The organism is Enterobacter sp. PL_is379, from assembly GCF_055817355.1.
Genome location: NZ_JBVPGT010000028.1, coordinates 263,637 through 284,630, shown reverse-complemented (window position 1 = coordinate 284,630; position 20,994 = coordinate 263,637). Strand labels below are relative to the sequence as shown.

Genomic DNA, 20,994 nt, shown 5'->3' with positions numbered 1-20,994 from the left:
TGAATTGTGTCACACACCGATCCCGGGAGTGTGTTTACAGCGGACGCATTGCGCCAGATTAAACAAAAAAGGAAAAGGTCATGGCTGAAGAAACGATTTTCAGTAAAATTATCCGTCGCGAAATTCCGTCGGATATCGTCTATCAGGATGAACTGGTGACGGCTTTCCGGGACATTTCCCCTCAGGCCCCGACGCACATCCTTATCATTCCCAATATTCTGATTCCGACTGTAAACGACGTAAAAACCGAGCATGAAGTGGCGTTAGGTCGTATGCTGACGGTGGCCGCGAAAATCGCCGAACAGGAAGGGATTGCAGAAGACGGTTACCGTCTGATCATGAACTGCAATCGTCATGGTGGCCAGGAAGTGTATCATATTCACATGCATCTGCTGGGTGGACGTCCTCTGGGGCCGATGCTGGCACATAAAGGTCTTTGACATGCGTAAAGGGCGTATTGCAGCGCTGGTAGTGACGATGATGATTGTGGGGTGCAGCACGCGCCCGGCGATCCCCGTGAACGATGAACAGACGCTGGTCATGGAATCCTCCGTGCTTGCCGCGGGCATCACGGCGCAACAGCCCGCGCTGACCATCAGTGAAATCAACTCATCTGCCTCCTCTACGCTCTTTAATGAAAGACACGAACCCGTGACGGTCCACTACCGTTTTTTCTGGTATGACGTAAGAGGTCTCGAAATGCATCCGCTGGAGGCGCCGCGCAGCGTCACCATTCCGGCCAGGTCGTCGGTAACGCTCTATGGCAGCGCCAACTATCTGGGTGCGCATAAGGTGAGACTTTATCTTTATCTCTGAGGGGTGAACCTTGATTAAAAACTTGAGCCGCTATGCGCTCGTGACAGCTTTCGCGCTGTTCCTGGCAGGGTGTGTGACCCGAACTGAACAGCCTGCGCCTGTGGAAGAGGCGAAACCGGGCACAGAACAGCCGACGCAGCCAACGCAGCCGCAGCCAACCGTGCCGTCCGTACCGTCTATACCGGCGCAGCCTGGCCCGATTGAGCATCCGGACCAGACGTCGCAGCCTGCACCGCGCGTGCGCCACTACGACTGGAACGGGGCAATGCAGCCGATGGTCGGTAAAATGCTGCAGGCGCAGGGCGTGACGGCGGGCAGCGTATTGCTGGTCGACAGCGTCAACAACCGTACCAACGGTTCACTGAACGCGGGCGAAGCGACAGAAACCCTGCGCAATGCTCTGGCTAACAACGGCAAGTTTACGCTGGTCTCGGCTCAGCAGCTCGCGGTAGCTAAACAGCAGCTGGGCCTGTCGCCGCAGGATAGTCTCGGCACACGCAGCAAGGCGATCGGCATTGCCCGTAACGTTGGCGCACAGTATGTGCTTTACTCTAACGCCACCGGTAATGTGAATACCCCAGCCCTGCAGATGCAGCTGATGCTGGTTCAGACAGGCGAAATTATCTGGTCAGGTAAAGGTGCGGTTACGCAACAATGACAGCACGCGTGAAGAGATTCTGACGCGTTATTTTCCTCAGCACCGCCTTATCGCGCCGCAGGCCCACTCCGGGCTTGGCGGCGCGAGTTGCATTATAGCGCAGGGCGAACGACGTCTGGTCTTGCGGCAACATCACGACCCCTATGCGCCTGCCTCCCATTTCCGTCGTCAGTTTCGCACCCTGAGGCGTCTTCCGTCAGATCTCGTGCCTGCTCCTCGTTTTTTCAGACAGGGCTGGATGGCCGTCGACTATCTGGACGGTGACGTTAAAAGCGCGTTACCGGACACGCCGGCGCTCGCGGCGATGCTGTATCATCTGCACCGGCAGCCACGTCTGGGATGGCGAATAACGTTATACCCGCTGCTGGAAGGCTACTGGCAGCAGGCCGAGCCTGACAGACGCACCCCAATGTGGCTGGCACATCTCAAGCGGCTGCGTAAAACGGGCGAGCCGCAGCCGATTCGGCTCGCGCCGCTGCACATGGATGTTCATGCCGGGAATATTGTTCATACGCCAGCGGGCATCAGGCTTATCGACTGGGAGTATGCCGGAGATGGCGATGTGGCGCTGGAGCTGGCGGCAGTCTGGACGGAGAGTGACGCCGCGCGGCAAATACTCATCAGGGACTACGCCCAGGTGGCACATATTGACCCCGAGGCGCTGAGGCGTCAGGTCAGATGCTGGCGACCCTGGGTCGTCATGTTAATGGCTGGCTGGTTTGAAATGCGCTATCGCCAGTCCAGAGACAAACACTTTATTGCGCTGGCAGACGATGGCTGGCGTCAGTTACAAACGAAAGGATAAGAGAGGTGGATGTGGGTCCAGTCATGTTGGATGTAGAAGGGTTTGAGCTGGATGCGGAGGAGCGTGAAATTCTGGCGCATCCGCTGGTGGGTGGCCTGATCCTGTTTACCCGCAACTATCACGATCCGGCGCAGCTACGTGAGCTGGTGCGTCAGATCCGCGCCGCGTCGCGCAATCATTTGGTGGTCGCCGTCGATCAGGAAGGCGGCCGCGTGCAGCGTTTTCGCGAAGGGTTTACCCGCCTGCCGGCTGCCCAGTCTTTTGCCGCGCTGTTAGGCACGGAAGAGGGGGGGAAACTGGCGCAGGAGGCCGGCTGGCTGATGGCCAGCGAAATGATCGCCATGGATATCGACATCAGTTTTGCCCCGGTTCTGGACGTGGGGCATATCAGCGCCGCCATTGGCGAGCGTTCATACCATGAAGATCCGCGTATTGCGCTGGCCATGGCGACCCGGTTTATCGACGGTATGCACGATGCCGGAATGAAAACCACCGGGAAACACTTCCCGGGTCACGGGGCGGTAACGGCGGACTCACACAAAGAGACCCCGCGCGATCCGCGCCCGGAAGCGGAAATTCGCGCCAAAGATATGTCGGTGTTCAGGTCGCTGATCACCGACAACAAGCTTGATGCCATTATGCCTGCGCACGTGATTTATAGCGACGTTGACCCGCGCCCTGCCAGCGGCTCTCCGCACTGGCTGAAAACCGTTCTGCGTCAGGAGCTGGGCTTCAACGGCGTGATTTTCTCTGACGATTTGTCGATGGAAGGGGCCGCGATCATGGGCAGCTACGCTGAACGCGGTCAGGCATCTCTGGATGCGGGTTGCGATATGATCCTGGTCTGCAATAATCGTAAAGGTGCCGTTAGCGTGCTGGATAACCTGTCGCCGATCAATGCAGAGCGTGTTACACAATTGTATCATAAAGGTTCATTTAGCCGTCAGGAGCTGATGGATTCGGCGCGCTGGAAGACGGTCAACGCCCGGCTTGAAGACCTGAATGAGCGCTGGCAGGCACATAAAGCCAGCCTGTAAACCCTCCCGGAAGGCGTAGCGTGGTGAGAAGACGATGATCATCTATTTACACGGTTTTGACTCAAACAGTCCTGGTAATCATGAGAAGGTGCTGCAGCTGCAGTTTATCGATCCGGATGTACGGTTGATCAGCTACAGCACGCGCCATCCGAAGCATGATATGCAGCATCTGCTCAAAGAGGTGGACAAGATGTTGCAGCTCAACGTCGACGATCGCCCGCTGATTTGCGGCGTGGGGCTGGGCGGATACTGGGCGGAGCGGATTGGCTTCCTGTGCGACATTCGCCAGGTGGTGTTCAATCCTAACCTGTTCCCGAACGAGAACATGGAAGGCAAAATTGACCGCCCGGAAGAGTATGTCGATATTGCGACCAAGTGCGTCAGCAATTTTCGTGAGAAAAACCGCGACCGCTGCCTGGTGATCCTTTCACGTAATGATGAAGCGCTCAACAGCCATCGGGCAGCAGAACTGCTGCATCATTACTATGAGATCGTCTGGGACGAAGAACAGACCCACAAGTTCAAGAACATCTCCCCGCATCTGCAGCGTATCAAAGCGTTTAAAACGCTGGGTTAATCCCTTATCCGCAGGCATCAAAGCCCGGCTGCGAAAGCGTACCGGGCTTTCTTTTTGACCAGAATTGTCTACTTTTAAGCCATCAAAACTTGATGCATATCAATTTTGGTATGACCAATGCGCCTGACGTGGTATTCTCAATGCACCTGAATGGTTTCAGTGCTGTAACCTGTTGTTAATTAAGGGTTATTTTTATAACTTTTAATTAACAATTGGTTAATAATTTGAGGGGGTCACGTTGACTACGCCATTGAAAAAGATAGTGATTGTAGGCGGTGGTGCTGGCGGGCTGGAGCTGGCTACACAGCTGGGCAAGAAGCTGGGTCGCGGTAAAAAAGCCAAAATTACGCTGGTGGATCGTAACCACAGCCACCTGTGGAAACCGCTGCTGCACGAAGTGGCGACCGGTTCTCTGGATGAGGGTGTGGACGCGCTCAGCTACCTGGCGCACGCGCGCAACCACCATTTCCAGTTCCAGCTGGGCTCGGTGGTGGACATCAACCGTGAAAGCAAAACCATCACTCTGGCAGAACTGCGTGATGAAAAAGGGGAGCTGCTCGTTCCTGAGCGCAAGCTGCCGTACGACACGCTGGTCATGGCGCTGGGCAGTACCTCCAACGACTTCAACACGCCGGGCGTGAAAGAGCACTGTATCTTCCTCGATAACCCGCACCAGGCGCGTCGTTTCCATCAGGAAATGCTGAACCTGTTCCTGAAGTACACCAGCAATATGGGTGCGAACGGTAAGGTGAATATCGCCATTGTTGGCGGCGGTGCGACGGGCGTTGAGCTGTCTGCGGAGCTGCACAATGCAGTGAAACAGCTGCACAGCTACGGTTACAAAGGGTTAACTAACGAAGCGCTGAACGTCACGCTGGTCGAAGCGGGTGAACGCATTCTGCCTGCGCTGCCTCCGCGTATTTCCGGTGCGGCGCACAATGAGCTCACCAAACTGGGCGTGCGGGTGCTGACGCAGACCATGGTGACCAGCGCCGACGAAGGCGGCCTGCACACCAAAGACGGCGAGTATATCAAAGCGGATCTGATGGTCTGGGCGGCAGGTATCAAAGCGCCTGACTTTATGAAAGAGATCGGCGGTCTGGAAACGAACCGCATTAACCAGCTGGTCACCGAGCCAACGCTGCAAACCACGCGCGACCCTGACATCTTTGCTATCGGTGACTGTGCCTCCTGCGCGCGTCCTGAAGGTGGATTCGTGCCGCCGCGCGCGCAGGCCGCTCATCAGATGGCAAGTCTGGTGCTGCACAACATTCTGGCGCAGTACAAAGGCAAGCCAATGAAGGCCTATGTCTACAAAGACCATGGTTCTCTGGTGTCTCTGTCAAACTTCTCTACCGTCGGCAGCCTGATGGGCAACCTGATGCGCGGCTCAATGATGGTAGAAGGGCGCATTGCCCGCTTCGTGTATATCTCCCTGTACCGCATGCACCAGATTGCGCTGCACGGCTACTTCAAAACCGGGCTGATGATGCTGGTGGGCAGAATCAACCGCGTGATCCGTCCGCGTCTGAAGCTGCACTAATCTTTCACTCCCTCCGGGTCCTCCGGAGGGAGTTTTTAGCATTTCATGCTGTAGATCACAGTTTGAGTGCTTAAGAGTTCTCCTAAATACAATATATCTCCTCTCAACGACCCTTTTTTGATCCTTTATCTTATTGGCGAAGCCGTGCCTCCATTGCAAAATTGTTACCAATAGCAACAAAGGAGGAAGTCCCGTGAATAAATCAATGTTGGCGGGTATAGGGATTGGCGTCGCGGCTGCGTTAGGTGTGGCTGCCGTTGCCAGTCTCAACGTATTAGATCGCGGCCCGCAGTATGCGCAGGTGGTTTCTGCTACACCGATTAAAGAAACGGTAAAAACGCCTCGTCAGGAGTGCCGTAACGTCTCCGTGACGCACCGTCGTCCGGTGCAGGATGAAAACCGCATTGCCGGTTCTGTTCTGGGCGCGGTAGCGGGTGGCGTGATTGGTCACCAGTTCGGCGGCGGCCGGGGTAAAGATGTGGCGACCGTGGTCGGTGCGCTGGGTGGCGGCTATGCCGGTAACCAGGTACAGGGCGCGATGCAGGATAATGATACCTACACCACGACTCAGCAACGCTGCAAAACCGTCTATGACAAGTCGGAAAAAATGCTGGGCTATGACGTGACGTACAAAATTGGCGATCAGCAGGGCAAAATCCGCATGGATAAAGACCCGGGCACGCAAATTCCACTGGATGGAAATGGCCAGCTGGTTCTGAATAACAAAGTGTAAAAAAGATGTTCTCTGAATTTAGCTCCTCATGCGCTCAGGCTGAGGAGCTTTTTTTGCTTCAGATTTTCAGTAGCTCAGGCCACAGTCGCAGCGTGGTTTCGCTAATATTCTGCAGTTTTTCCAGCGTAGCCCCTTCACGGGCGCTGATCGACATCCCCTGCAAAATACAGCTCAGGTATTGCGCCAGCAGCTGAGGGTTGCATTGCGCAGGGATTTCACCGCGCTGCTGGCGCTGAGCCAGAAAGGCGCTGAGCGTCTCCTCCTGCATGGCATGCCGCGATTTCACCGTATTGGCAATCTCTTTCGAGGACGCCGCCAGGGTGGCAGAGGTGTTAATCATAAAGCAGCCCGCAGGCGTCTCTTTACTGGTGAAGCAGGTCGCGACGGCGGTGAAATAGTCGCGAAGCGCCTGTTCGACGCTTTTCTCTTCACAGAACAGCTGGGCTTCGTGTTTCGCCGCAAAGCGCGAAATGTATCTGTCCAGCACTGCCCTGAACAGCCCCTCTTTATTGGTAAATTCGGCATACAGCGTCGGCGCTTTGGCTCCGGTAGCTTCTACCAGATCGGAAAGCGAGGTTGCTTCATACCCATGTTGCCAGAAGAGAGTCATGGCCTTATCAAGCGCTGCATCCCTGTCAAACACTTTTGGTCGGCCACGGCTTTTCTTCGCACAACTCGTGACGTCGGTTGTCATGTGCCGTTGGTCCTCTGTTGGTTTGGTGAATAACCATTATAAAAATAAACGCAACCCACCACCAGTGCTGAATGCTTAAAAATATATTAATCATATCTATATGAAAAATAACAACTTTAAAATTAAATTAATGGTCGTTATAAAATTATGTTGACGCGTGACCTGGATCACATTTATGATTTACCTATCGATCGTTAACTAAATAGATAACGACCTCCAAATTCATCTGCTAAAGGTAAACATCATGAAAAACGTAAAAACCCTCATCGCTGCTGCTGTCCTGAGTTCACTCTCTTTCGCAAGCTTTGCTGCTGTACAGGTACAGTCCACTCCGGTCGATCAGCATAAAGTCGGGACGATCTCTGCGTCTGCCGGGACTAACCTGGGTTCACTGGAAGATCAGCTGGCGCAAAAAGCGCAAGAGATGGGTGCAAAATCTTACCGCATCACCTCTGTGACCGGTCCTAACACCCTGCACGGCACGGCTGTCATCTACAAATAAGCCGGGCATAAACCCTCATTTATGCCACTGCAATAAAAAACGCCCTGCACATGTGAAGTAATGCCGATCGTTTAAGAACAGTTGAACGATCCTGCCAGTAAGAGACAATCCGGGTTCAGCCCCCACTGAACCCGGATTTTTTTACGTCTGACACGATATGGACTTCGTTGCGGATGTTTTCCCATTCGATCTGAATACTTTTTCCCGTTCTCTGGATGCGTCCGGCGAGAGCCGTCAGGTCATAATCTGATGCTTCCGACAACGTAGTGTCCTCCAAATAAGTGGTGGGTATCAAAGTGTCAGATATGAGGAAAAATGTGACTCGCGGCAGGCGAAAAGGCTGTCCTGATTATTCTCCTGAGTTTAAGCAGCGGCTCTTTGCCGCCTCCTGCGAACCCGGGATACCGGAACGGAGTTTATCCTCATATACTGGTGGCAGATAAAACCCCGCTTACGGAAACTGCTGTAAATTCTTATCAGGCGGCGAACCGGTTTAATATTTATTGCTGTTCGCCAAGGAAGAACGATTTATATCAGAAAAAAGGGCTGAGTAACCCTTCAGCGGCGGTTTCTGAATGTCTGATGATGCGTTCACAGGAAAAACACGTCGTTCATATTGGTTTTATCGACTGAATTGTTATATACGGGCCGGGTATCATTCCTAGGCTTTTATTTATGGTGTGAATATTTTTGTTTTATTTATCTTTAAACTGAATGATATGTATTTTGTAACATTCTGTGATGTGTTACGGAATGACATTTTATTCAATGGTCTGTGAGGGTATTGTTTTTTAATAAACAGTCATTCTTTATTATGGATATTTTGCGATGAAAGGACCGTTAGGCATTGTTCAGCAACAGGATACGTTAAACCGTTATTTACTGTATATTCCACGAGGCAAATCTGTTTTACCGGATGTTCACTCTTTTACCGGGGAAGAAGAACTCAGTAAGCCCTATCGCTACACCATCCGCTTTACCAGCCCGGCATCAAACATTGCCGTCAACGATGTCCTCAATCAGAGGGCGGAATTTATTCTTCGTGCCCCGAATCCGAAAGCTGGCTGGCACAATCAGGAGCCCTGGCTGCCGGTGCGCCAGATTAACGGGGTGATCACGTCGTTTGCCCGTCTGAAGTCATCTGCCGATGAAGCCCTTTACGAGTGTGTGCTGGAGCATGATCTGGCGCTGCTGGACCGGAATTACCGTTCGGCCGTATACATGAATGTGACAGTGCCGGAGCTCGTCACGAGGCTGATGAAGGAGAGCAGGCATTTTCAGGGTTACAACATCGATTTTGATCAGTTGAGCCACAGCTACCCCAGCCGTGAAATGATTATTCAGTGGAAGGAAACCGATCTCCAGTTTATCCGCCGTCTGCTGGCCGAGGTGGGGATCTGGTTCCGCTTTGAAAACCATGACAAGGTACAGGGCGATACGGTGGTTGTCTTTGGTGACGGTGGCCGCCGCTATGTCTTCAGCGATAAGAAGCTGCCGTACGTTCGCCATTCCGGCATGACCAGCCATAAAGAATACATTACCGAGCTTGAAGAACAATACGAACTCATTCCCGAAAGCGTACTGGTGCGTACGTATAACTACCGCAATCCATTTTCGCCACAGGCGGATAAGACCATTTTCGATAATGATATTCCCGACGGGATAACCAGCGGAAAACAGTATCACTATGCCGATCATTATCTGGAGGACGGCGATTTTTACGGTGAAGAGGCGGAAACAGCCACGTTCTGCGCACGCCTGCGCTATGAGCGCCTGCTGAACAAACAGAGTGTGCTGGGAGGGACAACCAGTGACCCGGCACTGTTGCCGGGTGTGATGTTCCACCCAACAGGGGATATTCCTGAAGGGTTTAAACACGGTTTTCTTGTCACCACAATGACGCTATCCGGCAGTCGCGCACAGCACTACCGCTCCATCCTGAAGGGGATCCCTTATCTGAACGGCTACAGCTATCGTCCGGAATATCTGCCGCGACCGGTGATTGCCGGTACGGTACCCGGTCGCGTGGCGGCCATCAATCGGGATCACACTTATGCCGGAGTCGATGCCCGGGGCCGATACCGCGTGAAGTTTGATTTTGACCTCGACGAGAAACGTGACGGTTTTGAAAGTGCGCTGATGCGTCTGGGCAGACCGTACGGCGGGGATGTGTTTGGTTTTCATTTCCCGCTGCTGGACGGTACAGAAGTGGCTGTAGCCTTTGAAGGCGGCGATCCGGACCGGCCCTTTATTGCGCATGTCATGCATGACGGCAAGCACCCTGATCTGGTTACAAATCGCAACGACACCCGCAACGTGATCCGCACTGCTGCTTCGAACAAAATCCGCCTGGAGGACCGCCGCGGTCAGGAACACATCAAGATTTCCACGGAATACGGCAAGAGTCAGGTCAGCGCTGGCCACCTCGTTGACGCAGAGGGAAAGCAGCGCGGCGAAGGTGTGGAAGCGCGCACTGACAATCACATGGCGCTCCGTGCTGCGAAAGGGGTGATGATCACCACGGAGGCGCAACCGCGTGCTGCGGGTAAGCAACTGGATATGACAGCCGCCATTGCGCAGCTGGATAAAGCGTTGTCGCTGGCAATGACGCTGCAACAAAGCGCACTGACAGCCGGGGCCAGTAATGTGGAAACCGATCAGCAAAGTCAACTGCGCCAGACACTAACTAACCTTACCGGCGCGGGCCTGCTGACCTATGCCGACAAAGGTCAGGCGCACGTCACGCCGGACAGTCTGCAACTGTCTGCCGGGGAAGATGTGATTGTTACGGCGGGCCAGGATACCAGCGTAAACGTGGTGAAAAAATTCTCGCTGGCCGTGGGGGAAAAACTTTCTCTGTTTGCCCGCAAGCTTGGCATTCAGATGATTGCTGGGGCCGGGGATATCACGACGCAGGCCCAGCGCGGTGCCATGCATATGCTCTCGCAGAATGATTTCACGATGGCGAGTACCGACGGGCAGCTGAACGGCAGCGCCAGACAGGGCATACAGCTGGTCTGTGGGGGAGGCGGGATACGCGTCAGTCCGAACGGACTGGTCACCATCTTCTCGCCGACGGGAATCGAACTGAAAGGACCCAGTCTGAAGTATGACGGCCCGGAAAGCGCACAGGTCACGGTCCCGCCGTTTAATCAGGGCGCATTTAAACTCCGCTACCAGCTGCATGCCGGAGACGATCCGGAGCAAATTCTCGCAAACAAAAAATTCCGGCTGACCAGCTCGGCCGGAAAAGTGGTGGAAGGCATAACGGACAGCAACGGTCATTCATCGTTACTCGATGCTGATGACCTGGACACCTACAAAATGGAGTTAATGGAATGACGGAAGCCAGACAAAGCCCGTATGCTCCAAGGGTCATATCAGAAGGGGATATTCCTGTACACAAAGATTTGGGTGAGGTGGCCCAGACCCGTCGCGTTGGCGTGCCGCGTCCGATGCCGGGAATTGTGATTCTGGTCCATGGCGTAAACGACGTGGGTGAGGCATACCAGAATCAGGAGAAAGGCATTCTTGCGGGCCTCAGTAAGCGTCTTAATCGTCAGGATTTTTACGCGCATGAGTGGGGGGAGTACAGAATTGCGCATCCTGGCCGTTCGCCTGTTATCCCGTTTTACTGGGGGTACAAGCCGGTCACTCATGCTGATTACGTTGCAGACCAGAAGCGGTATAAGAATGAAGTCGGAATACTGTCTTCCGGTGCCCATCTGCCGTATGACGCCTATCAGGAAGATAATGAGACAAACAAGGCCGCGCTGGGTAATGACGGTAAGGGTTCATTTAAGTACCAGAATGACAATCTCAAGAATGGTCTTGATTCAAATTTTGCAAAAGGTGGCGGAACGTTCGCGAATGCGACCACCAACATTCCCGATATGCTGGGGCCTGGAGCTGGAGGTATTGGCGTGGCAGCGGCGGGATTTGCATCACTGCATATGAACGACGGGGATTACACTCATCCCATTTATGAAAACCCGCACCGTATTTACCAGTTTTTTGCTGCCCAGCGTCTTGCAGATTTGATTATTCAGATTCGAAGTGAACCTACTACAACGAAAGATGTGATTAATGTGGTGGCTCACAGCCAGGGCACCATTATCACCATGCTGGCAAATATGCTGGTAAAGCAGGCGGGGTATGATCCAGTTAACTGCGTTATTCTGAATCATTCCCCTTATTCACTGGAGTCCCGCATGGCTGAAAATATTCAGCCAGGATACCAACAGACTGATTCTGCCAGGCAGAAGACATTCAAAAATTTCTGTAGCCTGATGCATACGCAGTGGAAAGGGGGAGGGATATTAGGCGAGGCTGAATTACTGGCCCTTGAAGCCTCCTGTACGCTGCGCAAACCCTCTGATAATCCGTTGCGGGCTGATGATCGCTATGGACGTAACAATAACGGTAAAGTGTATAACTACTTCTGTCCAAATGATGGCGTTGTATCGCTGGAAAATGTACAGGGATTTGGCTGGCGTGGGATCCCTCAGAAAATTGCAGATGGCATTCCTAACCTGTTCCAGCGAGTTTTTTATCAGCACGGCGAAGTAGGAAAAGCACCTGACACTAAACCCTTTGAGTTGCCACAACGAAAAGAGAGGGATGCAAAATATTCATTTCTCCCGAATGCCAGTTACCGCACCCATGACGTAGTGGTGAACGGTGAAGAATTGCCGGAACCCTTTATTTTCAAACTACAGGGTCAGGATAACCATCCGGATAATGACCCTAAAACGAGTGACAAGCCGTATACGTATTATATCGATCCGGATAGCCCAGATGCCTACATATCCTATTCGGCTAAAGCCAGTGCCATCAAGCGCACGGATTCTGCGATGTATATGCTTAACAGTTATCAGCGTATTAGCTGGAAGCCTGGGCATGTTTTAACACCAGATGAACTGAATGTAGAAAGCCATGACCGGGGGCATACCGTTATTCACGGGGAAGTTACTGGTTCTAAAGAATATCCTGTGTTGTCCATTACCTGGCTGAAAACCCGTGAAGAACTTGAAAAAGAATGGAAAAAAACTGACCCGGTAAGCTACAGCCAGCATTCGTCAATTGTCATGAGTGAGTTCGCGCCATCGCACGCGATGGCATTCGACCTTGCAATTGGTCAGTGTAAGTCGTTTGACTACAAAGCCGGTAAATTCTGGGAAAGCTTGTTACATCGTGCTGACTGGCGTGATCCGCAGAATGGCTTCCCGGCCGCAAAAAAATATTACCAATCAGGCCAGTTACCAATAGCACCAACAAAGGATTTTATGAATAAACCGGAGGATGTGCTGCCGAAGGGCGATTTTGGTGTGGAAAATGATTATGCCGGTGTTCGGCCTCGCTCGCGTAACCTGATGGATATTGAGACGGGAACTGTCAGGCCTGGAGATTTCCAGGAAATAAAGCTGCTGCAATGGGAAATACCGAAACCTAAAAGCGACAGCCAGTTGGCTAAAGGATAAGACATGAAAGGACTATGTGTAGGAGTTATTACTATTTCCGTTTTATTTGCGGCAGCGTGTAAGGCTTCAGAACCGCCTACGCAAGTAGTTTATCGTTTTGATGATCACCGCTATCTGGAACTGAAAGGCTGGGACTGCGAAGGAGAGCTTTGGTACACCGATACGCAAAGGGCTATCCATTCTCAAGTTTATTTACAGTTTTATAGGATCTTCACCCGTAAATTTATTCATCCTTCAGAAAAATATATGTCTATCCCTATTTGGGGGGCTGATGGATTTAGGGTTTCGAAGGATTATGGTCGAACATGGAAACTTGCACAATTTGCACCAGGGGAAAATGAACCTAACGGCGATGATTACGCGCCTTATGAGGACGTTCTTTCTTTCACTGTCGTCAACGATCAGGGATTTTTACAGACTAAACGCAGGCTGTATATGTCATCCAAACCATTTGAAGATCCTCGTGTATTAGCTAATGGTCCAGGGATTCCCTATAAACTGGATGATGGAACAGAGCAAATATTGGAGGCTCGCTCACCTGGTTGGGCTTGGGGGATGGTCTACATGACTAAACAGATATTGGAACATAGTACGCAGCAGTATAAAACAAACTGGCAGGGCTTACCCAATAAAGTACCGGAAGCGAAAGATTATACCGGCTGGGACCATATGCAATGCAATATGGATGCAGGGAGATAGCCATGAAAGGACTTTATTCATTGCTTACCGCGCTGTTGCTGGTGGCCGCAGGTTGCAAGGCTTCAGTGCCGCCAACGCAGGTAGTGTACCGGTTCGATGACCATCGTTATCTGGAGCTGAAGGGCTGGGACTGCGAAGATGAACTCTGGTACACGGATACCCAGAAAGGAATTCATACCGAGCCGGTTAGCCAGTTTTACCGAATATTTACCCATAAATTTATTCACCCTTCAGAGCGCTATATTTCAATCCCCAACTGGGAGGTAGATGGATTCCTTGTTTCTAAAGATTATGGCGAAACTTGGAGGTCAGTAGGATTTTCCCCATCACCTAATGAACCTAATGGTGATAACAGAGCACCCGCAGAAGATGCTGTGTCTTTCACCGTCGTCAACGATCAGGGTTTTTTACAGACCAAACATCGACTGTATATGTCGTCCAAACCGTTTGACGACCCGCGCCTTGCCGCTGGTGGTCCTGGAATTGAATATACCGTGGATGATGGTATGGGGAACGAAGTACACGGTAATCTGGAACCTCGTTTCCCCGGCCCCGCATGGGGGCTGGATTACATCACCAAACAAGGTCTGAAAGAAAATACTGCGCAGTTTAAGGCCAACTATCAGGGCTTACCCGACAAAGTACCGGAAGTGAAGGGATACACCGGCTGGGATCACATGTGCTGTGATATGGACGCAGGAAGGAAGGGAAACTGATGAATGGCGTAATTCGACTGAATGACCCGCTGGTGAGCGGCGGAAAAGTGATTAAAGCGTCAGGCGCGGAATTTATGGGCCTGCCAGTGGCCCTGAAAGACGATCTGGTGACGTGCCCTGAGCATAAAGGAACGTTCCCTGTCAACGAATGCCACCCGACATGGACGATGAACGGCCGGGGCGTGGTCGTGGATGGCTGTAAAGCGGCGTGCGGCTGTGCTATTCGCACCACACTCCCCACTGCGGGGGCTGTGTGATGAACTGGTGGCTTTACCCTAAGCAGAACGAATTTAAACATGACTTTCCCACTATTGGTGTGTGTGTTGTCTATGTGCTCGTCGTGATTGTTTGTACTGGTATCCGGGCTGTCACCTGGCCGGGTAATAAACATGTTGATTCAGGTTTTCTTGTTGATGCCGTGGTAATACCTGTCGCTGCAGTAACCTTTTTAGTACAGGCGTTCTGTATTGCGTATAACGCGCACAGACACTACATAGAAACGCGGTTATTGATTGCGGCACGGCAGGAATACAAGGTTGTCAGCTATGCCAGGCGTAACATCATCCTGGCTGGCTGGTCGATACTGACCCCGCCAAAGGCAACAAAGGAGCTGGCGCTGAACATGTTGAAACTGGAGGGGGAGTTTCCGCTGGCCGCCAAAATGCCGTTGAAAATTGACCTGGATAAATCATTCGATTTCACGCGGGCCGGGCAGGCTATTATCCACGTCCTGGAGCCGATGATGGAAAAACTCTCCCGGTACAGGCAGATTGAAGCGCTTGTATGGGTGCGAGGTGGGGATGAATCCTGTAGCGATGAACTCCGGCGTGTGCTTGAATGTGCCGGGATCTCGATCAAAAAAATCACATTTTTGCCTGAATGCCCGGACTATACGTTAGTCACAGAGTGGATAAAACAGACGAACGGCTACGTCGTTGAACGCCTGCTTATCTGTGTAGATTTGCATTCTGAAGAAGGGGAATGCAAGTGGATGGAGAATGCTACCGCGCTTCTCCTGACGAATGACTACGTTAAAACGGAAGGAGAAAAACCTGTTTATCTTTATCAACCTATGACGGGGGTTATTGACGTAGAAAGTGCAGTACCTGTTTATCTGCGTGCGGAGGCTGTCAGTAAACCCAAACAGATCTGGTATACCGGTTTATCGCGCACAGAAAAATATCCGCTGCTGGAAGTGCTGGACGAAAAAAAAGTCGTACCGGATCGGCTGGATCTTGAAATGTCGCTCGGCGAGCATTCTGCAGGGTATCCGTGGCTGGCGCTGGCGCTGGCATCAGATGCAGTAACGTATGCACAGGGCGACCAGTTTGTGGCGGCATCCAAACAGAAAAAGTTTTCTATTACGGCGGTGTCATCCAGATTAACCCATCAGCCCGATTATCCGGCGGAAAAAATGTACACTCCACCGTGGTCTTCCGCCGGAATAGCCGGAATGATGTTATTTTTCGCTGTTATATTAACTATGTGTAGTTTCAGCGTTAACGAGGGTAAAGATATTTCTGGCTGGTTCCTGGTTATTCTGTTTGTAATATGTACTGGATTGTTTACGGCTGCAGGGGTATTGATCACCTGGCTACAGGGTGATAAGGCTTACCAGCACATGGGGATGTAATGATGAATGAACTAATCGCTCTCATTTTACCTCATAGCCCTGTATTTTATTATAATGGTCTGGCCCTCGTTGCAATGCTCGCGTTAATGGTAGTGTATATTGATTTTTCTTTTGATTACAGGAACAAAAAGTACTGGTGTCCACCAAATAAGTGGTGGGAATCAAAGAGTCAGATCTGCAGACAAATGTGATTCCCGGCAGGCGTAAAGGCTGCCCAGATTATTCTCCTGAGTTTAAGCAGCAACTCATTGCCACCACCTGCAAACCCGGGATATCCTGGTGTCCCAGGTACGGGGCTGTGGCAAAGGTGCGACGGGAAAATCCATAATAATTTGAAAATAATTAGGAAAATATAAAATCCTTTATCCTGCCAGCAAAAAGAAAGCACCGACGATGCGATCGTTCAGTGCTTTATGTACCGCCTGGATATACGTTCAGCTTTAAGTCACGCGAGCCTTAAGTGAACGGCATTACTGCACATGTGCAGGGCGTTTTTCTTTCTGAATTACATCGACTGCTGGGCGACATCATGATGCCGGGTGACATCGGTCGGCATGCCTGACCGAGCCTCCATTGCACGCTCCATCACCACGCTGTTGGTATTCGCATTCGTTTTGAAGCTCACCATTGCGGCATTCAGGTTAATGGGCAGCGTCTGCGGGTCATCGCCAATGTTTTTCGATAGAGGCTGGTGAATTTCGACCAGCCGCACGCCGCCCGGCTCCTCAGAAACCTTAATCGGCGTATTGATGATATTCACTTTGGTACCCGGCGTAACAACGTTAAACAGCGTTTTGATATCGTCATCGCGCAGACGAATACAGCCGGAGCTGACGCGCATGCCGATGCCAAAGTCCGCGTTCGTTCCGTGCAGCAGGTAAACGCCACCGTAGGCCGCCAGGCGGATCGCGTGGTGACCCATCGGGTTATCCGGGCCTGCCGGCACCACGGCCGGAAGATCGATGCCCTGAGCTTTATAACGGGCACGAATATTGGCCGTCGGGGTCCAGGTTGGATTCGCGCGTTTATCCGAGACGGTGGTGACCATCGTCGGCGTCAGGGTGTCGCCGCCCAGCTGACCAATACCAATCGGGTAGACGGTCACCTCATTTTTACCCGGCGGGTAATAGTACAGACGTAGCTCCGCCAGGTTTATCACGATCCCCTCGCGCGGGGCGTCCGGCAGGATCGTCTGTAACGGGATAGTCAACACGCTGCCCGCGCGCGGAACGTACGGGTCGACGCCGGGGTTCGCCTGCAGCAGAGCCAGAAAACCGACGTTATATTTTTTGGCAATGGCTTCCAGCGAACCGCCATTATTTTCAACCACATGAAAGCGGTTTTCCCCCACCACTTTGCTGCCGGGCGGAGGAAGGGGCCAGGTATTTGCGCGAGCAGGAAGCGCCGCCGCGACGGTGGCTGCCAGCGCAAACAGGGTTAACCAGCGAGTAAAACGCGAAAAGGTCATCATCACCATAATCCATGCAAATTATAAGGTTATTGTTTTATAAGGCGTTAATGATAATTATGGCGAATGGGTGTGTCGGGAAGATCGGGTGAAGTGCAAAGAGTTTGTAAATTGTCCCCCGTTAGCGCTGGGCTAACGGGGGGAAAGGGAGGTCAGGCGATCGCGTTCTCTTCCAACTGGCGCATAAAGTTACGCACCCAGTCCATGCGGGTTTTGCGCTCCGTCAGTTCCTGGGTGAATTTCAGACGCGTTGGGCCATCCAGACGGAAATGCTGCGGCTGTTTTTGCAGCAGGCCGATGAGCCACATCGGGTTGACGTGGTTCTTCTCCGCGAACTCAATCACGCCGCCTTTTTCGTTGCCTTCAAGCTTGCGAATGCCCAGCTTCTGCGCCTGCTGGCGCAGGCGAGCGATATCCAGCAGATTTCGCGCCGCATCGGGCAGCAGACCAAAGCGGTCGATCAGCTCAACCTTAATCTCTTCCAGCTCGTTTTCCGTCTTCGCACTGGCGATGCGCTTGTAGAACGACAGTCGGGTATTCACATCCGGAATGAAATCGTCCGGCAGCAGGGAAGGCATACGCAACTCGACCTCGGTCTGCTGGCTGGTGAGATCTTCCAGCGACGGCTCGCGCCCGGCCTTCAGGGCATCAACCGCGTTTTCCAGCAGTTCCATATAGAGCGAGAAGCCGATGGTCTCCATCGAGCCGCTCTGGTCCTCACCCAGCAGTTCACCGGCACCGCGGATCTCGAGATCGTGCGTGGCCAGTGCGAAGCCTGCACCGAGGTCTTCCAGAGAGGCGATGGCTTCCAGGCGCTTTTGCGCGTCGGTGGTCATCGCTTTTGGATGCGGCGTCAGCAGCCAGGCGTAGGCCTGATGGTGCGAACGCCCGACGCGGCCGCGCAACTGGTGAAGCTGCGCCAGGCCAAAGTGATCCGCACGTTCAATGATGATGGTGTTCGCCGTCGGAATGTCGATCCCGGTTTCGATGATGGTGGTGCACACCAGCACGTTAAAGCGCTGGTGGTGGAAGTCGTTCATCACCCGTTCCAGCTCGCGCTCGCGCATCTGCCCGTGACCGATAGCAATTCGCGCCTCCGGCACCAGCTCCGCCAGCCTGTCGGCCGCTTTCTGGATGTTTTCCACGTCGTTGTACAGGTAATAGACCTGACCCCCGCGCAGCACTTCACGCAGAATCGCCTCACGCACCACCAGATTATCGTACTCGCGGACGAAGGTTTTCACCGCCAGGCGGCGCGCCGGTGGCGTGGCAATAATCGACAGATCGCGCATGCCGCTCATCGCCATGTTCAGGGTTCTCGGGATCGGCGTTGCGGTCAGGGTCAGGATATCGACGTCGGCGCGCATCGCTTTGATGCGCTCTTTATGACGCACCCCGAAGCGGTGCTCTTCGTCGACAATCAGCAGCCCCAAATCTTTCCACTTCACGTCGCTTTGCAGCAGCTTATGGGTGCCGATCAGAATATCGATCTTGCCTTCGCTGGCCTGCTCCAGGATTTGCGTCTGCTCTTTGGTGCTGCGAAAACGTGACAGCATCTCGATGCGTACCGGCCAGTTGGCGAAGCGGTCGCGGAAGTTGTCGAAGTGCTGCTGAGCGAGCAGGGTGGTCGGCACCAGTACCGCCACCTGCTTGTTATTTTCCACCGCAAGGAAGGCGGCGCGCATCGCCACTTCGGTTTTACCGAAGCCAACGTCGCCGCAGACTAAGCGGTCCATTGCCAGCGGCTGGCACATGTCGCTCAGCACGGCGTTAATAGCCTGAGCCTGATCCGGCGTGGTTTCAAACGGGAAGCTGTCACAGAACAGCTGGTACTGTTCCTTATCATGCTTAAAGGCGAAGCCCTCTTTGGCCGCGCGCTGGGCGTAAATATCCAGCAGTTCGGCGGCCACGTCGCGCACTTTTTCCGCGGCCTTCTGGCGCGCGCGCGCCCAGGCATCGCCGCCCAGCTTGTGCAGCGGCGCGTTCTCTTCGGCACCGCCCGCGTAGCGGCTGATCAGATGCAGGGACGACACCGGAACATACAGTTTGGCGTCGTTAGCGTAGGTGAGCATCAGGTATTCACCTTTAATGCCGCCCGCCTCCAGCGTGGTCATCCCCTGATAGCGTCCAACTCCATGCTCCAGGTGAACAATCGGCTGGCCCGGATGCAGCTCGGCCAGGTTACGGATCAGCGTGTCCGGGTTGATGGTTCGACGGCTGTCCTGACGACGGCGCGCGACGCGCTCACCCAGCAGGTCGCTTTCGCAAATCAGCGCCAGGTTGTTGAGCGTGTCGATGAACCCATGCTCGGCGGCGCCAATCATCAGGTAACGACCGTTTCCGGTCGCTTCGCTCAGGCGCAGGATGCGCTTCGGCGCCACCTTAATGCGTCCCAGCAGCTCACCTAACGCTTCGCGGCGGCCTTCACTCTCAACGGAGAACACCACCGGGCCGGTAAACGACTCCAGGAACTTGCGCAGATTATCCAGCGGGGATTTCTGCTGCGCCTGGACGGCCAGGTCCGGCAGCGTCCGGAAGGCGAGGTTGGTGTTGGCGGCCTTGTCGGCAAGCGAATCGGTTTTCAGCTGCATGCGCGGCCAGCGCTTCAGCTCGGCGTTGAGCTCGTCGGTGCGCAGCCACAGCGCTTCCGGCGGCAGCAGCGGGCGCATCGGGTCAACGCCCCGGTTTTCGAAGCGCGCGCGGGTTTCACTTTCAAAGCGGCTGGCGCTGGCGTCGATATCGCCGGTATTAACAATCAGCGTATTCGCCGGGAAGTAGCTGAACAGGGCAGGGAGCGGCTCGCTGAAGAACAGCGGCTGCCAGTATTCGATCCCGGCAGGCAGCGTGCCTTTGCTGACCTGCTGATAAATATGTTCCGCGTCGCGCTTCACCTCGAACTTATCGCGCCACTGGCTGCGAAACAGTTCGATAGCGGTTTTGTCCGTGGGGAACTCATGCGCGGGCAGTAAATTGATGGACTCCACTTCTTCCAGCGTGCGCTGCGTGTCGGCGTCGAAGACGCGCAGGCTGTCGATTTCATCATCGAAAAAGTCCAGACGATACGGCTGGTCGCTGCCCATCGGGTAAAGGTCGAGCAGCGCGCCGCGGGTCGCGTATTCCCCGTGCTCCATCACCTGGTCGACGTGGCGATAGCCGGCCCCGTCAAGCTGCGCGCGCAGGGCATCACGGGACAGGCGCTGGCCTTTTTTCATCACCAGCGCGTGACCGTGCAGATAGCTGTGCGGACAGACGCGCTGCATCAGGGTGTTCACCGGCACAATCAGCACGCCGCGCTGCATGGTCGGGAGTTGATAGAGCGTCGACAGGCGCGAGGAGATAATCTCCTGATGCGGAGAGAAACTGTCATACGGCAGCGTTTCCCAGTCGGCCAGGCTGAACACCAGATTATCGGTGAACTGGCGAATTTCGTCGTGCAGGCGCAGGGCGTTTTGCATATCCGGGGCAACGAGAATCACCGGGCCTGGATGACGCTCGGCGATTTCCGCCACCAGCGTGGCGCACGCCGCGCCCGTGAGTTCACCCAGCTGGCGCTGGTCGCCCGCTTTGACAGGTAAGGAATAACGATAGTGTTCAGGCATGGCTATGTCAGAGTCTCTTATGGATATACCAACA

The 20,994-nt window shown here is 53.6% G+C and carries 18 protein-coding genes; 15 read left to right on the top strand and 3 right to left on the bottom strand.

The window, feature by feature from the left end; genetic code table 11:
* Positions 1 to 80 precede the first annotated feature (80 nt).
* The 8 genes from hinT (at position 81) to AC0TOY_RS12150 (ending at position 6,169) form a co-directional block, all read left to right on the top strand.
* Positions 81 to 440: a purine nucleoside phosphoramidase gene (hinT, locus tag AC0TOY_RS12185; protein ID WP_006809243.1), complete on the top strand. Its 360-nt coding sequence runs from the start codon at positions 81 to 83 to the stop codon at positions 438 to 440.
* 1 nt (position 441) lies between these two features.
* Positions 442 to 816: a YcfL family putative periplasmic lipoprotein gene (locus AC0TOY_RS12180; protein ID WP_024909034.1), complete on the top strand. Its 375-nt coding sequence runs from the start codon at positions 442 to 444 to the stop codon at positions 814 to 816.
* Between the two features lie 10 nt (positions 817 to 826).
* Positions 827 to 1,474 (top strand): penicillin-binding protein activator LpoB, encoded by a 648-nt coding sequence (gene lpoB, locus AC0TOY_RS12175; protein WP_024909035.1) that lies wholly within the window; start codon positions 827 to 829, stop codon positions 1,472 to 1,474.
* Positions 1,455 to 2,279 carry a thiamine kinase gene (gene thiK / locus AC0TOY_RS12170; protein ID WP_473721894.1) on the top strand — a complete coding sequence of 275 codons (825 nt, stop codon included), beginning with the start codon at positions 1,455 to 1,457 and terminating at the stop codon, positions 2,277 to 2,279. Before lpoB ends, thiK begins: the two co-directional genes overlap by 20 nt.
* An 11-nt stretch (positions 2,280 to 2,290) precedes the next feature.
* A complete protein-coding gene (nagZ, locus tag AC0TOY_RS12165; RefSeq protein WP_024909037.1) occupies positions 2,291 to 3,316 on the top strand; it encodes a beta-N-acetylhexosaminidase in 1,026 nt (341 codons plus the stop codon).
* A gap of 34 nt (positions 3,317 to 3,350) precedes the next feature.
* The gene (gene ycfP / locus AC0TOY_RS12160; RefSeq protein ID WP_008500781.1) at positions 3,351 to 3,893 is read left to right on the top strand and encodes an alpha/beta hydrolase YcfP; all 543 of its coding nucleotides are present in this window, start codon (positions 3,351 to 3,353) and stop codon (positions 3,891 to 3,893) included.
* A 238-nt stretch (positions 3,894 to 4,131) separates the two neighbouring features.
* Positions 4,132 to 5,436 carry an NAD(P)/FAD-dependent oxidoreductase gene (locus AC0TOY_RS12155; protein WP_061715538.1) on the top strand — a complete coding sequence of 435 codons (1,305 nt, stop codon included), beginning with the start codon at positions 4,132 to 4,134 and terminating at the stop codon, positions 5,434 to 5,436.
* Positions 5,437 to 5,629: 193 nt separating this feature from the next.
* Positions 5,630 to 6,169 carry a glycine zipper 2TM domain-containing protein gene (locus tag AC0TOY_RS12150; RefSeq protein ID WP_008500779.1) on the top strand — a complete coding sequence of 180 codons (540 nt, stop codon included), beginning with the start codon at positions 5,630 to 5,632 and terminating at the stop codon, positions 6,167 to 6,169.
* A gap of 58 nt (positions 6,170 to 6,227) precedes the next feature.
* Here the strand turns inward: AC0TOY_RS12150 and AC0TOY_RS12145 are convergent, their stop codons facing one another.
* Positions 6,228 to 6,863, bottom strand: coding sequence for a TetR/AcrR family transcriptional regulator (locus AC0TOY_RS12145; protein ID WP_024909039.1), 636 nt, complete (start codon positions 6,861 to 6,863; stop codon positions 6,228 to 6,230).
* Between the two features lie 244 nt (positions 6,864 to 7,107).
* Here AC0TOY_RS12145 and bhsA point away from each other — a divergent pair, with 244 nt between their 5' ends.
* From bhsA to AC0TOY_RS12110, 7 genes are all read left to right on the top strand, one after another.
* The gene (gene bhsA / locus AC0TOY_RS12140) at positions 7,108 to 7,365 is read left to right on the top strand and encodes a multiple stress resistance protein BhsA (protein WP_008500777.1); all 258 of its coding nucleotides are present in this window, start codon (positions 7,108 to 7,110) and stop codon (positions 7,363 to 7,365) included.
* A gap of 828 nt (positions 7,366 to 8,193) precedes the next feature.
* Entirely contained in the window at positions 8,194 to 10,707 is a 2,514-nt protein-coding gene (locus AC0TOY_RS12135; RefSeq protein ID WP_473721893.1) for a type VI secretion system Vgr family protein, read from the top strand.
* Positions 10,704 to 12,845: a T6SS effector phospholipase Tle3 domain-containing protein gene (locus tag AC0TOY_RS12130; protein ID WP_473721892.1), complete on the top strand. Its 2,142-nt coding sequence runs from the start codon at positions 10,704 to 10,706 to the stop codon at positions 12,843 to 12,845. Before AC0TOY_RS12135 ends, AC0TOY_RS12130 begins: the two co-directional genes overlap by 4 nt.
* A gap of 3 nt (positions 12,846 to 12,848) precedes the next feature.
* Positions 12,849 to 13,544: a T6SS immunity protein Tli3 family protein gene (locus tag AC0TOY_RS12125; protein ID WP_473721891.1), complete on the top strand. Its 696-nt coding sequence runs from the start codon at positions 12,849 to 12,851 to the stop codon at positions 13,542 to 13,544.
* A 2-nt stretch (positions 13,545 to 13,546) separates the two neighbouring features.
* Positions 13,547 to 14,260: a T6SS immunity protein Tli3 family protein gene (locus AC0TOY_RS12120; protein WP_473721890.1), complete on the top strand. Its 714-nt coding sequence runs from the start codon at positions 13,547 to 13,549 to the stop codon at positions 14,258 to 14,260.
* On the top strand, positions 14,260 to 14,517 hold the full coding sequence (locus tag AC0TOY_RS12115) for a PAAR domain-containing protein (RefSeq protein ID WP_061715532.1): 258 nt from the start codon (positions 14,260 to 14,262) through the stop codon (positions 14,515 to 14,517). Before AC0TOY_RS12120 ends, AC0TOY_RS12115 begins: the two co-directional genes overlap by 1 nt.
* Complete coding sequence (locus tag AC0TOY_RS12110) at positions 14,517 to 15,893, top strand: hypothetical protein (RefSeq protein ID WP_473721889.1); 1,377 nt, start codon at positions 14,517 to 14,519, stop codon at positions 15,891 to 15,893. The genes AC0TOY_RS12115 and AC0TOY_RS12110 overlap by 1 nt, the downstream gene beginning before the upstream one ends.
* Positions 15,894 to 16,398: 505 nt before the next feature.
* Here AC0TOY_RS12110 and ldtC read toward each other — a convergent pair.
* Both ldtC and mfd read right to left on the bottom strand, forming a co-directional pair.
* The gene (gene ldtC, locus AC0TOY_RS12105) at positions 16,399 to 17,364 is read right to left on the bottom strand and encodes a L,D-transpeptidase LdtC (protein ID WP_473721888.1); all 966 of its coding nucleotides are present in this window, start codon (positions 17,362 to 17,364) and stop codon (positions 16,399 to 16,401) included.
* A 149-nt stretch (positions 17,365 to 17,513) separates the two neighbouring features.
* The gene (mfd, locus tag AC0TOY_RS12100) at positions 17,514 to 20,960 is read right to left on the bottom strand and encodes a transcription-repair coupling factor (RefSeq protein ID WP_023343765.1); all 3,447 of its coding nucleotides are present in this window, start codon (positions 20,958 to 20,960) and stop codon (positions 17,514 to 17,516) included.
* Positions 20,961 to 20,994: the final 34 nt, after the last annotated feature.

What these genes read in the sequence shown, in the direction of transcription:
- hinT (WP_006809243.1), top strand. Translation starts at nt 81, where the DNA reads ATGGCTGAAGAAACGATTTTCAGTAAAATTATCCGTCGCGAAATTCCG.
- AC0TOY_RS12180 (WP_024909034.1), top strand. Translation starts at nt 442, where the DNA reads ATGCGTAAAGGGCGTATTGCAGCGCTGGTAGTGACGATGATGATTGTG.
- ycfP (WP_008500781.1), top strand. Translation starts at nt 3,351, where the DNA reads ATGATCATCTATTTACACGGTTTTGACTCAAACAGTCCTGGTAATCAT.
- AC0TOY_RS12145 (WP_024909039.1), bottom strand. Translation starts at nt 6,863, where the DNA reads ATGACAACCGACGTCACGAGTTGTGCGAAGAAAAGCCGTGGCCGACCA.
- bhsA (WP_008500777.1), top strand. Translation starts at nt 7,108, where the DNA reads ATGAAAAACGTAAAAACCCTCATCGCTGCTGCTGTCCTGAGTTCACTC.
- AC0TOY_RS12135 (WP_473721893.1), top strand. Translation starts at nt 8,194, where the DNA reads ATGAAAGGACCGTTAGGCATTGTTCAGCAACAGGATACGTTAAACCGT.
- AC0TOY_RS12130 (WP_473721892.1), top strand. Translation starts at nt 10,704, where the DNA reads ATGACGGAAGCCAGACAAAGCCCGTATGCTCCAAGGGTCATATCAGAA.
- AC0TOY_RS12125 (WP_473721891.1), top strand. Translation starts at nt 12,849, where the DNA reads ATGAAAGGACTATGTGTAGGAGTTATTACTATTTCCGTTTTATTTGCG.
- AC0TOY_RS12120 (WP_473721890.1), top strand. Translation starts at nt 13,547, where the DNA reads ATGAAAGGACTTTATTCATTGCTTACCGCGCTGTTGCTGGTGGCCGCA.
- AC0TOY_RS12115 (WP_061715532.1), top strand. Translation starts at nt 14,260, where the DNA reads ATGAATGGCGTAATTCGACTGAATGACCCGCTGGTGAGCGGCGGAAAA.
- AC0TOY_RS12110 (WP_473721889.1), top strand. Translation starts at nt 14,517, where the DNA reads ATGAACTGGTGGCTTTACCCTAAGCAGAACGAATTTAAACATGACTTT.
- ldtC (WP_473721888.1), bottom strand. Translation starts at nt 17,364, where the DNA reads ATGATGACCTTTTCGCGTTTTACTCGCTGGTTAACCCTGTTTGCGCTG.
- mfd (WP_023343765.1), bottom strand. Translation starts at nt 20,960, where the DNA reads ATGCCTGAACACTATCGTTATTCCTTACCTGTCAAAGCGGGCGACCAG.